Genomic DNA, 16,564 nt, shown 5'->3' on the forward strand with positions numbered 1-16,564 from the left:
TGTGACAGGTTTATGACAAGGTTTGAAATATTTAGCTTAGCGTGAAAGTTTGTATCCGCTGCCACGAATGGTTTGCAGTAGGTGCTCCATTGATTGCTTTTTGAGGATTTTACGGAGTCTTAGAATGTGCACGTCCACCGTGCGCTCCTCGATAAATGTATTTTGCCCCCACACATGATCCAGTAACTGGGCGCGACTGAGAACTCTTTCCGGGTTTTGCATGAAATAGCGCAGCAGATTTAACTCGGTGGTGCCAATTGTTAAGTTATCTCCATTAATAGATAGCGTGTGAGTCGACAGATTTAACTCCAGAGGCTCGTAACGAATAATGTCATCTGAATTGAAGGCGTCACTTCTTCTCAGTAATGCTTTAATGCGTGCGTTGAGTGACTTTAGAGAGACGGGTTTGCTGACATAGTCATCTGCACCGGACTCTAAACCTTGAATCATATCTTGCTCTTCTGCTTTGGCAGTGAGCATGATGATGGGGATGTCGCGGGTGAAAGACTCGTTACGCAGTTGTTTGATGAGCTGAGGGCCGCTGGAATCTGGTAGCATCCAGTCTATTAGAATCAGGTCAGGGCGTTGCTGGCTGATTTGTTCGTTCATTTGGGCGGCGTTTTCAGCGTCGTGAACGGTATAGCCTTCGCGTTCCAAGGAGAAGCGGAGCATGTCGCGAATGGGGGCTTCGTCTTCTATGCAGAGGATGTGTTTGGTATTTGAATAGAGCATATAATTAGCCCATTTACAGATTGGGCGAGTACCATAAGGGTTTGTTTCTGAATTACATAATTTTATCCAATGATAATACTATTGTGTGCAGTTCTTGGGTATATATTTGGGGGCAAGGTTCGAGTCGGCAATACAAGACATCGTAAGAGCACCTCCAATATCCTCGAAAACAAAGCTCAACTTTTTCGTATTCACAGAGCCATTGACATTAGCCAGTGTAATAATGATGGATGCTTTTTTTGAGCCATCTTTGGTATATGTGAAAGAAGATTGATATGGCGATATACTTAGAGAATTAATTAGTCCTTGCGTAATGCTTCCTGGTTGATTTATTCCATTCTCTCCAATACCTTCTTCTGGCATCTCACCTAACTCCATATATCTGCTCATCATTCCTGACCTTCCGGCTGAAGCGGAGGTTTGTAGAGTTGAAAGAATGGATTTGGCTACATATGTTTGGTAAGCAGGTATCGCAATGATGGTGAGTATACCTATAATAGCAACAGCTATTATAAGCTCAATGAGAGTGAAACCTGAATTATGATTGCTTTTCATAGTCTTACTGCTTCTTTTGCTGTTGCTAATTGTTTATCAACATGAAAAGGCCCGAGCAGTTGCCCGAGCCTCTGTAACTATAAACTTTACAGTTTAATGTTTAGTCTTGGCACTGCTTTGGTAGATACTTGTTATCAAGGTTGGCACTAGGAGTACATGTGAATTTAAGCGCGTCACCATCATCGATGTATGCGAAAGCAATCGTTTCAGTATTAACGTTACCGTTGATTCCAGCTAGCGTTACGGTACCTGTCAATACGTTGTTAGTACCAGTACCATCGCTACTTACTGTAAATGAAGTCACACTTCCTCCTGGTAAACCACTATTTGCTGCTACACCATCGCCACCCATTACTGCGAACAAACCAGGAATGACAGTGGTAGAAGGGACTGGCATTGCCCCATTGTCAATGTAGTGTTGCCAAACTTCTGTCTTACCCGCTGCTGCCGAGGCTTGGATCGAGGTAATATTAGACTTAGCAACATACGTCTGGTAAGCCGGCAATGCGATTGATGCCAAAATACCGATGATTGCTACTACGATCATTAATTCGATTAGTGTAAAACCTTGCTGGAGTTGTTTTTTCATTTTTATATCTCTCTTATTATGTTGTTTTATTTAAGGGGTTAGTTTGTAACTGAAAAGGATATTGCATTTGGCATGCCAAACTTTAGCTGAATGAGTTTAAGTCTTTGTTATTAAATCGTTTTTATTTTTAGACCTACCTTTCGTCATTACCAGAAAGTTGTCTTTTGTAGGTGGTTATCGTCACTTTCTGCCCTTGCCAGTGTCAGGTTGGGACAGCAAACAAACCGAAGTGACAATTGTTACCCCGATTTATTGTCAATTCGGTTGATTAAATAGTTGCCCATGTGATTTATCGGCGAGATTTTCCCTTACCGCCAAATTTTTTATTCCCGGCTTGGGATTTTTTAGGTGGGGTTGGTTCATCAAACGGCATGTCCACGCTCTTATAGATATTACGTAATGCTTTCACTTCCAGTTCTTCACTATAGCCTAGCCTTAAGTAGCGTGGCATGCTCACTGTGCCATAGCGCACGCGTGTTAACCGGCTAACCTTAAGTCCGGCGCTTTCCCATAGACGGCGAACCTCACGGTTGCGGCCTTCATGCAGCACCACGTGATACCATTGATTAATGCCTTCACCACCAGCAAAAGTGATCTTTTCAAACTTAGCTGGGCCGTCTTCCAGAATAACCCCTGCTTTAAGCGCTGCCAGAATCTCTTCTGTAACAATCCCCATCACCCGTACCGCATATTCGCGCTCGATTTGATAAGAGGGGTGCATCAGGCGATTTGCCAATTCACCATCAGTGGTAAACAGTAGTAGACCTTCGGTATTGATATCTAAGCGTCCGACCTGAATCCAGCGTCCACTGTGTGGCTTTGGCAGGTTTTGAAAGACAGTGGGCCGACCTTCGGGGTCATTACGCGTGCAAATCTCACCGACACGCTTGTGATAAATTAACACTTGCGGTTTAGACTGAAGGCGGGACTGAAGTCTTAAGCGTTGGCCTCGAAGCGATACCTGATCTGTTTCCTCAATAGCCTGTCCGGGAGTGGCCTTATGTCCATTCACCAGAATCACACCTTCTTCCACCCAGCGTTCAATTTCTCGTCGGGAGCCGTAACCCGCGCGGGAGAGCATTTTCTGAATTCGTTCAGCCATGAGGATATATCCGTAAAAAAGTATCCTGCATTATCCCACAGGGCGTGCTTTGTTATAAGGGTTTCTACAAGAAATATAAGCACAGGTAACGGTAAAACAATGACTTGAGTTTACCTGATGCAGGTGTTGAGCTATGAGTGATTGAATAGTCCCTCAGCGTTTGTTAATTTCCTCTTTATTTATCAGGTTAATTGTCATGTCCACAAAGAATGAGAAAAACAAATCAGAATCCAAACAGTCTCAAAAAAGCCCTGAAGTAAAATTAAATAAGCAGGAGGTTCAAAAGTTACTGGTCGGCTTAACCGATGCTAAGAAAGTCATGGATGGCTCAATTAGTATGTCTGGTAAAGATCTGCTAAAAATCACCAATGCCAATGGCCAGTATCCCTATGCTGAAAAAATGAAACTGGCCGAGTATGAGCGAGAGAAGTACCTGCTGCAGATTGAGCTGTTAAAAGTACAGAAGTGGGCAAAGCTAAAAGGCAAGAAGATCGTCATGTTGTTTGAGGGACGTGATGCGGCAGGTAAAGGAGGTACGATTAAGCGCTTTACCGAACACCTGAACCCTCGTATTGCCAGAGTAGTTGCCTTGGAAAAACCCAGTGAGCGAGAGTTGGGAGAGTGGTATTTCCAGCGCTATATCCGTCACTTACCGTCGTCGGGTGAGATTTTGATGTTTGACCGTTCCTGGTATAACCGGGCAGGTGTTGAGAAGGTGATGGGCTTTTGTTCTGACCGGGACCATCTGGAATTTATGCGTCAGGCTCCGGTGTTTGAGCGCATGCTGGTAAATTCAGATACTATTTTATTCAAATTCTGGTTTTCAGTGACGCGTCAGGAGCAGTTAAGACGTTTTAGTTCGCGCAAACATGACCCGTTGAAACAATGGAAGCTGAGCCCGATTGATATCGAATCACTGGACCGTTGGGATGATTACACCGCAGCTCGTCAATCCATGTTTTTTAATACGGATACGGCAGATGCCCCTTGGACGGTGGTGAAGTCTGACGATAAAAAACGAGCTCGTATCAGTTGTATGCGTTATTTTCTGGATCAGTTAGATTATGACGATAAAGATACCTCAGTAGTCTATCGTCCTGATGAGCTAATTGTTGGTCCGGTATCCAAGCTCTATAACAACGAGCCGACCGGCAACGGCTAAATCGTGATTCCACTGGCAATAAGCCGACGGATAGCTTAAAAATGTTCTATGATTAGCCCCCTCTATCAGGGGGCTTTTTCATGTACGTAAAACGTGACACTTTAGAGCACAACGACCGAAACGATTGGCTGAACATCAAACGGATTGTTTACTACCTGCAGGCTTATCGTGGGCGTGCCATTTTTGCATTGTTGTGTCTGATTGCGGCGAAGTTTGCCAATATTGGTGTTCCTCTGGTACTTCGCGATATCGTAGATAGCTTTGACAAAACTGCTCAGGTGCTGGTGTTGCCTGTGAGCTTATTGCTTGCTTATGGTGCGTTAAAACTGGCGAATTCTTTGTTTAGCGAGTTACGTGACACAGTCTTTGCTCGAGTGCGTTATCACGCGATGCGGCAGCTTTCTAATCAGGTATTAGAGCACCTGCATAATTTATCGCTGCGTTTTCATCTGGAACGAAAGACCGGTGCTATTAGTCGCGACTTAGAGCGGGGTACTCGGTCCGTTAGTACCATGATGAACTTTCTGGTATTCAGTTTTATTCCCATCTTTGTAGAATTTACGCTCGTTGCGGCCATTCTCTTAATTAACTACGATGGTATTTTTGCACTAATTACTTTTGGCACAATCGCGGTGTATGCGTTGTTCACGGTCCTGATTAGTAATTGGCGGATTAATTATCGGCATAATATGAATCGTTTGGATTCTGAAGCGAATACTCACGCCTTTGATAGTTTGATCAATTATGAAACGGTGAAGTATTTCAATAATGAACAGTTGGAGCTGACTCGTTACGATAAAACCTTGTCAGAGTGGGAGGGTATGGCGGTTAAGAGCCAGACCTCTATGTCAGTTCTGAACTTCGGACAGAGTGCCATTATCGCGATTGGTGTGACCATTATTATGTTTTTTGCCGCTAGTCAGGTGGTGGATGGGCAGATGACTATCGGTGAATTGGTAATGGTCAATGCTTTTATGCTGCAGTTGTTCATACCGTTGGGGGCACTGGGAATAATTTATCGACAGTTTAAATACACACTGGCAGATATGGATTTGGTCTTTAAGCTACTCTCGCGCACACCTGAAATTGAAGACAAAGACTCTGCGACCGATCTGAATGTTGAGCAAGGCCAAATCCGCTTTGATCAGGTGCACTTTGGTTATCAGGATGATCGTGAAATTCTTAAAGGCATCAGCTTTGAGGTTCCTGCTGGTCAAACTGTGGCGGTAGTAGGGCATAGTGGTGCAGGAAAGTCGACACTGGCACGCTTGTTATTCCGATTTTATGATGTAAATCAAGGTCAGGTGCTCATTGACGGTAATGATGTTCGTGAGGTGAAACAAAACAGTTTGCGGCGTGGTATTGGGATCGTTCCACAGGATACCGTGCTATTTAATGACACTATTCGCTACAACATTCAGTACGGTAAGCTTGATGCCACTGACCAGGAGGTGCGTGAGGCAGCTTCCATGGCGCAGATAGAGGATTTTATCGAGAGCTTGCCAGAGGGTTGGGATACCAAAGTAGGGGAGCGCGGACTTAAGCTATCCGGTGGTGAAAAGCAGCGGGTGGCAATTGCCCGGGCAATTCTGAAGCGTCCGGCGATCTTGGTGTTTGATGAGGCAACTTCTTCATTGGATAGTACGACCGAACAAGCCATCCAGCGCACTTTAAAAGAAATTTCGGCAACTACCACCACCTTAGTGGTCGCACATCGCTTATCAACCATTGTGGATGCTGATCAGATACTGGTTATGTCGCAGGGAACGATCATTGAGCGCGGATCTCACAGCGAGTTGATGCAGGCGAATGGTGAGTATCGAAGAATGTGGGACTTACAGCTTGAGTCAGACTGATATCAAGCTCATGATGCTTAGTGCTTAGTGCTTAGTGCTTAGTGCTTAGTGCTTAGTGCTTAGTGCTTAGTGCTTAGTGCTTAGTGCTTAGTGCTTAGTGCTTAGTGCTTAGTGTCTTTGTTCTTGCGTGAGCTGAAGAAAGGAACCAGATTGTTATCACCCACGGCTTCCTGATAATAATGCGTTTCGCCAGAGCCATTACTATTTTGTTTGTGATCTGATGAGGCTTGATTTAGGTCAGCTTCGTTCAGACTATTCAACGCTTGTTGAGCTTCAGCGACTTTCTTGCTGAGCGATTGGAAGGTTTGTTGTGTCGTTTCAAGCGTATCAGAGAGCTGGTTAATCGCCTTGACATCTAGCTGTTTCAGGTTGCTTTCAGTGGTTTCTTTAATAACGCGACTCTGTTCCTCGTAACGACGTAAGCTCTCAACGTGTATGCGGCTTTCGTCAACGCTCGCACTGAGTTCTTGGCGAGCCATGTCAGCGCTCTGGAAGGCGGCATCATACTCTGTGTAGAGGTCATTTTCATAACCACTGATGCTCTCCATATAGCGTTCGTAGGCAGCATCCGCTTTAGCTTGATTACTGCGTAGGTGTTCGAGTAATTGAGTGGATTCTTCTAAAGTTGTATCCAAACGGGCGCGTACTTGCTCAGCCAACTCATTGTTAGCTTCGAGTGTATGTAATTGTAAATTATGTTGAGCGGTAATGTGTTGGGCAAGTTGGTAAGAATGCGCATCTTGTTGCTGAACTCGTTTAATACCCACTTCTAAATGATTAAGACCATCTCTGAGTTCTTGTTCTACCCGTAAAACTGTATTTTCTGTTTCGCCCAAGCGCTCATCCCAAATATGTTGGGTTTGTTGAATCCGACGTTCCAGCGCTTCACTGCGCTCTTGCAAGTTAGCCTCAATGCTTTCAGATTGGGCGGCTAGTTCTTGTATTTTCTCGGCACTTAACCAGGCATGGTGTTGTTTGCTGATCAAGGCGTTATTTTGATAGACCAGTCGGTCAATAATTCTCTCAGCACGAACCTCATTGGTTTCAATGGAACGTAGCGATTTATCAATGGTACGTTGGTCACGCACGATATTTTTTTTCAGTGTGGTGACAAACTCTCTGTCCTTTTTCATGGACTTGCGGCCCAATAAAAGTGCCCACAGTGCGGTAACAAATGCACCACCGGAAATTGCGGCAACAACAATGCTGATAATTGAATCCTGAGACAGGCCAGCTTCTGCAGCCAGTGCACTACCTGAGCAAGCCGCTAGTGTCGCGACACTGATGAGGGTTACCGGAACTGATAATCGATTGGGCTTTTGACTCACGCTTAGAATTCTCGCTACAGCTTATGCTGATTACTGTTATCGTTTATATTGAACGATTTAACGTTGTTTCGTTCACTCCGAGTATAACACTTAACGTATTTATACTGTATCAACACTTTTTAGATAGTACACAAGCTTGAACGGTACGGTTTAAGCTATTAACCGTACCTTAAAGAAGTCGTCGAATATAATTCTATAGCGTCGGGTGATCACTTGCCTGCATCGCGCGCTGACTTAGTTGAGTTCCCTGACGATTGAGCAGTAAGAATGCCCGTCCGTGCCCGGTCAGCTGGTTGGCAATCTGGCGCGCTTGTTCGCCCTTGCCAGTGTAAATATCCATTCTCGCCGGACCTTTGATTGCAGCGCCACGGTCTTGAGGCAGCAGAATTTTCCACTCAGCCCCCATCGTTTGTCCCTTACTATTGATAATGGGCACTTCAGCAAGTACCACTGAACCAAAAGGAATGTAATTGGTATCAACGGCGACAGAATGTCCGGGGATAATTGGCATGCCTGACGCGGTTAATACACCGCGTTGTACGGGTTTGAAGTAGACATATCTGGGATTACTGTTCATTGCCTTTGTCAGGTAAGTAGGGTGGGCATATAACCATTTCTGGATGCGCTCGCGTCCCATACTGCCTTTCATCAGTCCTTGCTGCTTCATAAAGAGGGATAGACTGCGGAATGGTTTATCATTAGAGCCGTCAAAGCTAAGCGAAACACGTTTCCCATTGCTGTATTCCAAAATCCCCGAACCCTGTACCTGCATATAGAACAAACCGATTGGATCATTCGTCCACGCAACTTCCAGACCTTTGTTTCTCAGCGCACCATTACTGATCTGACTTCGGCTTAGATGACGTAATTGCTGGCTCATTGGTGCCCGGTAAATGGGGTATTTATAACGTGCATCCGGCTTGGCGCTGGCTTGAATAATTGGTGTGTAATAGCCTGTGAATTTACTGGCTTTACTTTCACCGTTAAGTAAAGGTACCAGGTCGAATTGCTGCTGTAGCGCATGTGGGGCGATATCGCCACCCCAGTTCAGAAGAGCATGCAAAGTTTGAGCAAGTGTGCGGTTTGATACATTAACGCCCCGTTGCGCTACCGCCAGATTCGGATTCTGTGTTCGCAAATAGCGAGCCGCATGGCTCAGTCCCGACCGAAGAGAAGGCGAAATAGTAAAGGTATTCACCGGTATCTGAACAGATTGTCTGGGCGGTGGAGGTGGTGCCGTGATATCCATGAAGTCACTAGCGCTCAAGCCAGACTGCTCATACCGATCATTTCCAAGTAATTGTAAGTCATCAATAAAACTGGTGTTTGCCAACACTGAACCGCTAAACAACAACGGTATTATCGCTATACAAAGCGTTTTTCCAAGTGGGGTTAATGTCATGATGTACTCTTATATTTATTATTTTTATATCGGGGTATGAGCACAATTATGCCAAATGATGCGCCGATGACAAGTCACCAACGGTACAATCAGACGAACGATAATTCGGCAGAGCGATGTTTTTGTGTGGGTTAGTTTTGCAGAAATGTCTGAATTCGTTGGTAAAAGTCGGCAGGTGTCTCGACATGTGGGAGGTGACCTGCTTCTGATATTGTTTGAATCGTGGCTTGTGTGAACAACCCGTTTATCAGCTCCTTATCTTCCTCCGCATCAATGTAGGGTGATTTACCACCATTCACAAACAGGCAAGGCTTATTGAACCTGACATTGTTGGCGACATTAAAACTCGCGATGTTAAGGTAGGTGCGCGTAATTTCTTGTAGATCGCAACGCCATTCGTAACCACCGGCATCCGTTGTTTTGAGGTTTTTCAGTAAAAAAGCTCTCTCGCCGTCATTTGAAATACTTTTAGCGAGTTCGTCATTTGCTTGCTTGCGGGATGTAAACTCAGCAACAGGCAACGACAACAAAGCTTTAAATACCGGAATGTGCCACAACTCATAAGGCTTAGGGGCGATATCAACGATGATTAGCTTGTTTAGACGTTCCGCATGATTCAGTGCGAGATACATGGCGACCTTGCCACCCATTGAGTGACCGAGTAAGTCGAAACGCTCAATGCTCAAGTGATCTGCAAGTTGTAGTATATCTTCCGCCATGTCTTTGTAACGCATGCCGCTAATGTGAGGTGACTGGCCGTGGTTTCGCATATCCGGCGTAATCGCCCGATAGCCGTCATGCTGAGCAAGCTTGGATGCCTGACTTCGCCAGTTGTCCATAGACCCCAGCAGACCGTGCAATAAAATGATGTTTTTATTGGGTGATTCTTCACCAAATTGCTTGTAGTGTAGTAATGGGATCATAGTGGTCATTTGTTCACGTGGGACTTAGTAGACTAACACAGGGTAGCGCTGTATAAATTTAGCACGAAGTATTCATTAACGATAAAGAAATATCCAGTTATAATCTGCCCGATAATGATCAATATAATGATGCTAATGGTTGCCCGTAGCGCGCTGCATTGCTACATTAGAGAATAAATCTCAGAACCGCTCAAACACGGCTGTTTTTGCCACGACAATTAGAAATGGATTCATATGTTTAAATTTTTCTCCGGCTTGTTTTCTAACGATATTTCGATAGACCTGGGAACTGCAAATACGCTTATTTACATGCGCGGCAAAGGGATTGTTCTGGATGAACCTTCTGTGGTGGCTATTCGTCAGGATCGCGGACCAGGTGGCCCAAAGAAAATCGAGGCAGTCGGTATTGAAGCGAAGAAGATGCTGGGTAGAACACCATCTAACATCACTGCAATTCGCCCGATGAAAGACGGCGTAATTGCTGATTTCACCTACACTGAAAAAATGCTGCAACACTTTATTCGTAAAGTGGACAGTGGCCGGATATTACGTCCTCGCCCACGCGTGGTGATTTGTGTGCCATGTGGTGCGACTCAGGTTGAGCGTCGCGCGATTAAAGACTCAGCAATGGGTGCTGGCGCACGAAAAGTATACTTGGTTGAAGAGCCAATGGCCGCAGCGATCGGTGCGGGTGTGCCGATTGATGAAGCTGTCGGTTCAATGGTGTTGGATATTGGTGGTGGTACCTCTGAAGTTGCTATCATGTCATTACGCGGCATCGTTTACTCCGCGTCGGTTCGTATCGGTGGTGACCGCTTAGATGAAGCAATCATCAGTTATGTTCGACGTAACTACGGTATGTTGATTGGTGAGGCGACGGCTGAACAAATTAAATGTGAAATCGGCTCTGCTTATCCTGGTAAGGAGCTAATGGAGATCACTGTGAAAGGGCGTAACCTTTCTGAGGGTGTGCCTCGTAGCTTTACTCTGACCAGTAATGAAATCCTTGAAGCACTGCAAGAGCCGTTGTTCGGTATTGTGAGTGCAGTGAAAACGGCACTGGAGCAAACGCCTCCTGAGTTGGGTGCTGATGTTGCGGATCGTGGAATTGTGTTGACAGGCGGCGGAGCTTTGTTGCGTGATTTGGATCGCCTACTTATGGAAGAGACAGGTATTCCGGTGTTAGTTGCCGATGACCCATTGACGTGTGTAGCACGTGGTGGTGGTCGCATATTGGAGCGCATGGATGACGACGGTTTTGACTTCTGGACATCTGACTACTCTTCACAGTACGGCTAATTCTAAAAATATTTATAACAATCTAGCTGGGTAATTCTCATCGACGAGTTAGGCGAAAATCGGCTTGAAAGCTCACTGCTTATAAAATTTTTGGTAGCAGTGATGCTTTCTATTGCCATGATTTTGATGGATTACCGTGAATCCAGTCTTGCGCCCATCCGTACTTCACTGAATATCATCTTGCACCCGTTGCAGGTAGCAGTAGACTTTCCTTTTCGGGTAGCCACTTCGGTTTCTGATTTTTTTAAAAATCACAGCGAAATGATGGCGCAGAATAAGAAGCTCGAAACGCTCGTCGGTATCTATGCGGCAAGAGATCAAAAATATCGCTCCATCGCGGAAGAAAACATTCGTTTTCGCAAGCAACTCAATGCGACTCCTGCCGTACAGGAGCGATTCATGCTGGCGGAGATTCTCTCGGTCTCGAATGATCAATACCGCAAAACAATTCGCATCAATAAAGGCAGTAAAGACGGTGTTTACCTAAAGCAAGTTGTGCTGGCTGGTAATGGTATATACGGTCAGGTGTTTAGTGTTTCACCATCCTCCTCAATTGTGCTGCAGTTGACTGATAGTCGTCATGCTATTCCGGTCAGAAATATGAGAACGGGCCTTGGTGCCATTGCGGTTGGTTCAGGGAATACTAATCAGCTAGAGCTAAAAAATGTTGAGGCTAATGTCGATATTAAATCCGGAGATACGTTTGTCAGTTCCGGCCTTGGTCAATTGTTTCCGGCAGACTTCCCGGTTGCCTCAGTAGCGACGGTTGCTTATAACCCTGGTGATTCGTTTATGCGGGTCAATGCCCGTACCATGGTTGATTTCAGTAAGAGCCGTGAAGTGTTATTGATCTGGCGATTTAATCACAAAACTGTCTTAGAAGAACCAGAAGCCGAGGAGCAACCTTAGCGATGGAGTCATATATACTGCGCTTCCGCGGCGCTATTTTAGCGTCGATCCTGCTGGCATTTGCGCTAACTTTATTGCCTGTTCCCGACAATCTACTCACATGGCGGCCTGAGTGGGTGGCGCTCACTTTGGTGCACTGGGTGCTGATTATGCCGCGCAAGGTGAGTATTGTGTTGGCATGGATTGCAGGCTTGTTACTGGATGCAATGTATAACTCGAGCTTGGGGCAGCACGCACTAGGTCTCACCGTTGTGGTATTTATTACCATGCGTCTGCGTTTGCGTATCAATGTGCACACACTAACTCATCAATTAACCGTGCTCTTAGTGGCATTGGGTAGTTACATGCTGATTAATCTTTGGGTGTTGGGATTCACGGGTAACTCTCCGGCAGCATGGTTATATTGGTTATCACTAGCTGGTAGTTTGATTATTTGGCCACTATATCATTGGGCGCTGACGCGTATCTTTATGACGCTGAACCGATTTGATGACTAGCGTCAGAGTCCCCCAACTCTGTTATATTCCCTCATTGTTTTTTAGTAAGCGATTAGCATTTTATTAAGGTGCTGAAAGTTACTACATCAGTAGAGAATAATCGTCACTTTCTCAGGGTTTTTCCTTCCGCCGCGCTTATTTTCACAGGGGCTAAGTCTCTAAAATATATAAGATATTGATGCTTGTTATGAAAGTGCTGTAAATAAACAGTGGGTTTAGCATATTTTATATTTAACGCAGCTTCAATCAGGTTACAATACCGACCCGGTAAATAAGTTGACAGAGTCATGAGTACTGAGAACCCATATCGCGAAATTCCCTATAACTATACGTCTTTTTCTGATCGTGAAATCGTTTTGCGATTACTCGGCCCACGCTCCTGGGAGCTGGTAGAGTCGCTGCGCGAGTCCCGCGAAACAGGTATATCCTCGCATATGTTGCTGGAGGTTCTGGGTGATATGTGGGTTGTCATGCGCAATCCTTACATTCAGGATGACTTGCTGGAAAATCAGGGGCGTCGTCAGTCACTTATTGACACCATGAATCAGCGTCTGGATGGTATACAGCAACGTGCTTCCGGTAATCACGAGACGATGGAGCTGGTAAAGCACAGCCGTAAATCGGTTGAAGAGTTTGGTGAGTGGTTTGGGTCTTATTATGACTTGCGCAAGAAAGCAGTTCAGGCATTTAAAGGACTAACCCGAAAAGATAATATTCAGTTTGATGGCTTGGCACGTGTTTCGCACGTTACTGATGCGACTGACTGGCGTGTAGAGTTACCGTTCGTTGTATTAACACCGGATACTGAAGCAGAAATTGCAGCTTTAGTACAAGAGTGTATTGCCCTTGGATTAACCGTCATTCCACGTGGTGGTGGTACGGGTTATACCGGTGGTGCCATTCCATTGGATGCAATGAGTGCTGTCATCAATACTGAAAAGCTGGAAGGGCTAAGTGAGATTTTCCTGCGTGAAGGTGTGTCAGAAAACGGTGCAGCTATCTCTGTGATACGCGCTGGTGCAGGTGTTGTGACCAGACGTGTCTCTGATGCAGCACAAGAAAATGGTTTAGTCTTTGCGGTTGACCCAACGTCTCAGGATGCTTCGACTATTGGTGGTAATGTTGCCATGAATGCCGGTGGTAAAAAGGCGGTGATGTGGGGAACGGCATTAGACAATTTGGTGTCCTGGAAAATGGTGACGCCAGACGCTGAGTGGTTAGAGGTTGAGCGACTTAATCACAACATGGGTAAAATCCATGATCAGGAAGATGTTGAGTTCCGTGTGACTCGCTACGGAAACGATGGTGTTACGCAAAAGGGTGAGCCTGAGATTCTAAAGTACAAAGGTCGTTTCTTCCGCAAAGACGGTCTGGGTAAGGATGTTACGGACAAATTCCTTGGTGGATTGCCGGGTATTCAAAAAGAGGGCTGTGATGGCCTGATTACATCTGCAGAGCTGGTACTGCACCGCATGCCTGAGAATATTCGCACGGTTTGTATGGAGTTTTATGGTACTGACTTGCATGAAGCGGTACCGGCGATTGTTGAAGTAAAAGACTATCTCGATAATAACAAAGCTGTGTTGCTATCCGGCCTTGAGCACTTGGATGAGCGTTATGTCAGAGCGGTAAAATACACGCCTAAAGCCGCTCGCGGTACGTTGCCGAAGATGGTGTTACTGGCAGATATCGTGAGTGAGTCTGAAGAGGCTGTTGCTGAAGCGGCTTCAACCGTGATCAAGCTGGCCAATGCGCGTAATGCCGAAGGATTTACAGCGGTTAGCCCTGAAGCTCGCCGTCGTTTCTGGTTGGATCGTTCGCGTACTGCGGCGATCGCTGCCCATACCAATGCTTTCAAAATTAATGAGGATGTCGTAATTCCACTGCAAAATCTTGCGGAATACACGGAAGGCATCGAGACCATCAACGTTAAGCAGTCCATCAAGAATAAATTGAGACTGATTGATGCTGTGCTTGAGAATCTGGCAGGTGCGAGTCCGGAGCTGCAGAATCAGGCTAAGTTCGAAGCCAGTGATGAAAGCGCTGAATTCCTGAAAAATAAGAAAGCGCACGCAGCAGATCATTTAAGTAAAAAGCGTGATTACTGGCAGACGCTGCTGGATAATTTATTTGAGCCAGCGACAAGCTTTGAGCATTTATTAGATGATGCAGTGAAGGCAGCTCAGCGCCCTGACGACCGTATTGTTGATCTGATTTTGCGTCGTGATTTGGTTATCTCGTACAAACGCGAAGTAAAGTTGCCAGTTCAGGAAATATTTGCCGGAAACGAACTGAAGCCATTACGCAACAAGTTGGAGGAAATTCATAAGAAGATTTTGTCTAGCCGCTTGTTTATCGCGCTTCATATGCACGCGGGGGACGGCAACGTTCATACCAATATTCCGGTCAACTCCAACGATTATGAGATGATGCAGGAAGCAGAACATATCGTTGATGAAGTTATGGAGTTGGCACTGAGTCTTGATGGTGTTATTTCCGGTGAACATGGTATCGGTTTGACCAAAATGCAGTATCTGGATGAATCAATCAGTACCGCATTTGCAGACTATAAGGCATTAGTTGATCCTCAAGGTCATTTCAATCGTGGTAAATTGATGCCAGGCTCTGGTCTTGAGAACGCCTATACGCCATCTCTACGCTTAGTTGGGCGTGAAGCTTTGTTGATGGAGCACAATGAGCTGGGTGCACTGAATGATGATATTAAGGACTGTCTGCGTTGTGGTAAGTGTAAGCCGGTGTGTACAACACATATTCCGCGTGCCAACTTATTGTATTCACCGCGTAACAAGATCTTAGCGACAGGCCTAATGATTGAAGCGTTCTTGTACGAGGAGCAAACACGCCGTGGTATATCACTGCGTCATTGGGAAGAAATGAATGATGTGGCAGATCACTGTACGGTGTGTCATAAGTGTTTGAATCCTTGTCCGGTGAATATCGATTATGGTGATGTCACGGTTCGCATGCGCAGCATTTTGAAGTCGCGCGGGCAGAAAAAATCGAATATCACTACCAAAGCGTCGATGGCGTTTCTGAATATCAAAGACCCAACCACTATTAAATTAATGCGTGGGGGAATGATTCAGGCTGGTTTTAAAGCACAACGGTTTGGTCACAAGCTGTTTAAGAAGCTAAATTGGTTAGCTGAAGATGAAACGCCTGCTGCGACAACAGGTAAAACGGTTATCAAAGAGCAAGTGATACAGTTTGTAAAGCACCCACTTCCTGTGGGTGTTCCAATGCGAACGACGCGTGCAACCTTAGGCTTGGAAGATAGCAATACGGTACCTATCTTGCGTGATCCGACAAAGCCACAGGGCGATTCGGTGTTCTATTTCCCTGGTTGTGGTTCTGAGCGCTTGTTCTCGCAAATCGGTATGGCAACGCTGGCTATGCTCTATGAAGTAGGCGCTACAACGGTCCTGCCACCAGGGTATTTATGTTGTGGTTATCCGCAGACATCGGGTGGTGATATTGAAAAGGGCAACGAGATCACTACTGAGAATCGCGTCCTGTTTCATCGCTTAGCACAAGCACTGAAATATCTGGATATTAAGACTGTTATTGTGTCTTGTGGTACTTGTATGGATCAGTTGCTGAAATATCAGTTTGAAAAAATATTCCCGGATTGCCGTTTGCTAGATATCCATGAGTACTTGATGGAGAAGGGAATGAAAATGGATGGTGTTAAGGGCGTACAGTACCTTTATCATGACCCATGCCACACGCCTATTAAGCAATACAATCCAGTAGAGGTGACGTCTACCCTTGTGGGTAAGCAGGTAGCACTGACCGATCGCTGTTGCGGTGAGGCAGGTACCTTTGCAGTGAGTCGTCCGGACATTGCGAGTCAGCTTCGTTTCCGTAAGGAAGAAACATTGAAGCAGGGCGTGAAGAAGTTCACAGGTGACGAAATGGCTAAAGATGGAAACGTCAAGATTCTCACTAACTGCCCGGCTTGCCAGCAAGGTTTGTCGCGTTACTCAGAATCAACCGGCCTGGATACTGATTACATTGTAGTTGAAATGTGTAATAACATGTTGGGTAAGGATTGGTCTGATCAATTCGTACAACAAGTCACGAAAGGTGGCATTGAGAAAGTATTACTCTAAAGATTGACTCGACAGTTGTTAATAAAGCCCCGTTTCACTGGATGTGATTCGGGGCTTCTTACATTGGGTGTTCCGAT

At 45.5% G+C, this 16,564-nt stretch carries 13 protein-coding genes; 6 read left to right on the forward strand and 7 right to left on the reverse strand.

The window, feature by feature from the left end; genetic code table 11:
* Nucleotides 1–36: 36 nt before the first annotated feature.
* From phoB to rluB, 4 genes are all read right to left on the reverse strand, one after another.
* Nucleotides 37–732 carry a phosphate regulon transcriptional regulator PhoB gene (gene phoB, locus DKW60_RS19105; protein WP_109839266.1) on the reverse strand — a complete coding sequence of 232 codons (696 nt, stop codon included), beginning with the start codon at nucleotides 730–732 and terminating at the stop codon, nucleotides 37–39.
* 78 nt (nucleotides 733–810) lie between these two features.
* A complete protein-coding gene (locus DKW60_RS24395) occupies nucleotides 811–1,287 on the reverse strand; it encodes a pilin (protein ID WP_109839267.1) in 477 nt (158 codons plus the stop codon).
* A gap of 100 nt (nucleotides 1,288–1,387) precedes the next feature.
* On the reverse strand, nucleotides 1,388–1,876 hold the full coding sequence (locus DKW60_RS19115; RefSeq protein ID WP_109839268.1) for a pilin: 489 nt from the start codon (nucleotides 1,874–1,876) through the stop codon (nucleotides 1,388–1,390).
* Nucleotides 1,877–2,165: 289 nt separating this feature from the next.
* Nucleotides 2,166–2,978: a 23S rRNA pseudouridine(2605) synthase RluB gene (rluB, locus tag DKW60_RS19120; protein ID WP_109839269.1), complete on the reverse strand. Its 813-nt coding sequence runs from the start codon at nucleotides 2,976–2,978 to the stop codon at nucleotides 2,166–2,168.
* A 337-nt stretch (nucleotides 2,979–3,315) separates the two neighbouring features.
* On the opposite strand from rluB, the gene ppk2 reads away from it, so the two are divergent.
* Both ppk2 and DKW60_RS19130 read left to right on the forward strand, forming a co-directional pair.
* Nucleotides 3,316–4,140, forward strand: coding sequence for a polyphosphate kinase 2 (ppk2, locus tag DKW60_RS19125; protein WP_219988841.1), 825 nt, complete (start codon nucleotides 3,316–3,318; stop codon nucleotides 4,138–4,140).
* Between the two features lie 80 nt (nucleotides 4,141–4,220).
* A complete protein-coding gene (locus DKW60_RS19130; protein ID WP_109839270.1) occupies nucleotides 4,221–5,996 on the forward strand; it encodes an ABCB family ABC transporter ATP-binding protein/permease in 1,776 nt (591 codons plus the stop codon).
* Nucleotides 5,997–6,097: 101 nt separating this feature from the next.
* Here the strand turns inward: DKW60_RS19130 and DKW60_RS19135 are convergent, their stop codons facing one another.
* The 3 genes from DKW60_RS19135 to DKW60_RS19145 form a co-directional block, all read right to left on the reverse strand.
* Nucleotides 6,098–7,324 carry a coiled-coil domain-containing protein gene (locus DKW60_RS19135; RefSeq protein ID WP_109839271.1) on the reverse strand — a complete coding sequence of 409 codons (1,227 nt, stop codon included), beginning with the start codon at nucleotides 7,322–7,324 and terminating at the stop codon, nucleotides 6,098–6,100.
* 193 nt (nucleotides 7,325–7,517) lie between these two features.
* Nucleotides 7,518–8,726 (reverse strand): MltA domain-containing protein, encoded by a 1,209-nt coding sequence (locus DKW60_RS19140; protein WP_109839272.1) that lies wholly within the window; start codon nucleotides 8,724–8,726, stop codon nucleotides 7,518–7,520.
* A gap of 131 nt (nucleotides 8,727–8,857) precedes the next feature.
* A complete protein-coding gene (locus DKW60_RS19145) occupies nucleotides 8,858–9,658 on the reverse strand; it encodes an alpha/beta fold hydrolase (protein ID WP_245929746.1) in 801 nt (266 codons plus the stop codon).
* Nucleotides 9,659–9,883: 225 nt separating this feature from the next.
* Between DKW60_RS19145 and DKW60_RS19150 the strand changes: the two genes are divergently transcribed.
* The 4 genes from DKW60_RS19150 to DKW60_RS19165 all read left to right on the forward strand — a co-directional run bounded on the left by DKW60_RS19150 (nucleotide 9,884) and on the right by DKW60_RS19165 (nucleotide 16,487).
* Complete coding sequence (locus tag DKW60_RS19150) at nucleotides 9,884–10,948, forward strand: rod shape-determining protein (protein WP_109839273.1); 1,065 nt, start codon at nucleotides 9,884–9,886, stop codon at nucleotides 10,946–10,948.
* Nucleotides 10,949–11,029: 81 nt separating this feature from the next.
* Nucleotides 11,030–11,857 (forward strand): rod shape-determining protein MreC, encoded by an 828-nt coding sequence (mreC, locus tag DKW60_RS19155; RefSeq protein ID WP_281271869.1) that lies wholly within the window; start codon nucleotides 11,030–11,032, stop codon nucleotides 11,855–11,857.
* Nucleotides 11,858–11,859: 2 nt separating this feature from the next.
* Complete coding sequence (mreD, locus tag DKW60_RS19160; RefSeq protein WP_109839275.1) at nucleotides 11,860–12,354, forward strand: rod shape-determining protein MreD; 495 nt, start codon at nucleotides 11,860–11,862, stop codon at nucleotides 12,352–12,354.
* A 287-nt stretch (nucleotides 12,355–12,641) separates the two neighbouring features.
* Entirely contained in the window at nucleotides 12,642–16,487 is a 3,846-nt protein-coding gene (locus DKW60_RS19165) for a DUF3683 domain-containing protein (RefSeq protein ID WP_109839276.1), read from the forward strand.
* Nucleotides 16,488–16,564 lie beyond the last annotated feature (77 nt).

Source organism: Leucothrix pacifica, assembly GCF_003172875.1.
Lineage (GTDB): Bacteria > Pseudomonadota > Gammaproteobacteria > Thiotrichales > Thiotrichaceae > Leucothrix > Leucothrix pacifica.

Coding starts and splice junctions, on each gene's coding strand:
- phoB (WP_109839266.1), bottom strand. CDS start 732: ATGCTCTATTCAAATACCAAACACATCCTCTGCATAGAAGACGAAGCC.
- DKW60_RS24395 (WP_109839267.1), bottom strand. CDS start 1,287: ATGAAAAGCAATCATAATTCAGGTTTCACTCTCATTGAGCTTATAATA.
- DKW60_RS19115 (WP_109839268.1), bottom strand. CDS start 1,876: ATGAAAAAACAACTCCAGCAAGGTTTTACACTAATCGAATTAATGATC.
- rluB (WP_109839269.1), bottom strand. CDS start 2,978: ATGGCTGAACGAATTCAGAAAATGCTCTCCCGCGCGGGTTACGGCTCC.
- ppk2 (WP_219988841.1), top strand. CDS start 3,316: ATGTCTGGTAAAGATCTGCTAAAAATCACCAATGCCAATGGCCAGTAT.
- DKW60_RS19130 (WP_109839270.1), top strand. CDS start 4,221: ATGTACGTAAAACGTGACACTTTAGAGCACAACGACCGAAACGATTGG.
- DKW60_RS19140 (WP_109839272.1), bottom strand. CDS start 8,726: ATGACATTAACCCCACTTGGAAAAACGCTTTGTATAGCGATAATACCG.
- DKW60_RS19145 (WP_245929746.1), bottom strand. CDS start 9,658: ATGACCACTATGATCCCATTACTACACTACAAGCAATTTGGTGAAGAA.
- DKW60_RS19150 (WP_109839273.1), top strand. CDS start 9,884: ATGTTTAAATTTTTCTCCGGCTTGTTTTCTAACGATATTTCGATAGAC.
- mreD (WP_109839275.1), top strand. CDS start 11,860: ATGGAGTCATATATACTGCGCTTCCGCGGCGCTATTTTAGCGTCGATC.
- DKW60_RS19165 (WP_109839276.1), top strand. CDS start 12,642: ATGAGTACTGAGAACCCATATCGCGAAATTCCCTATAACTATACGTCT.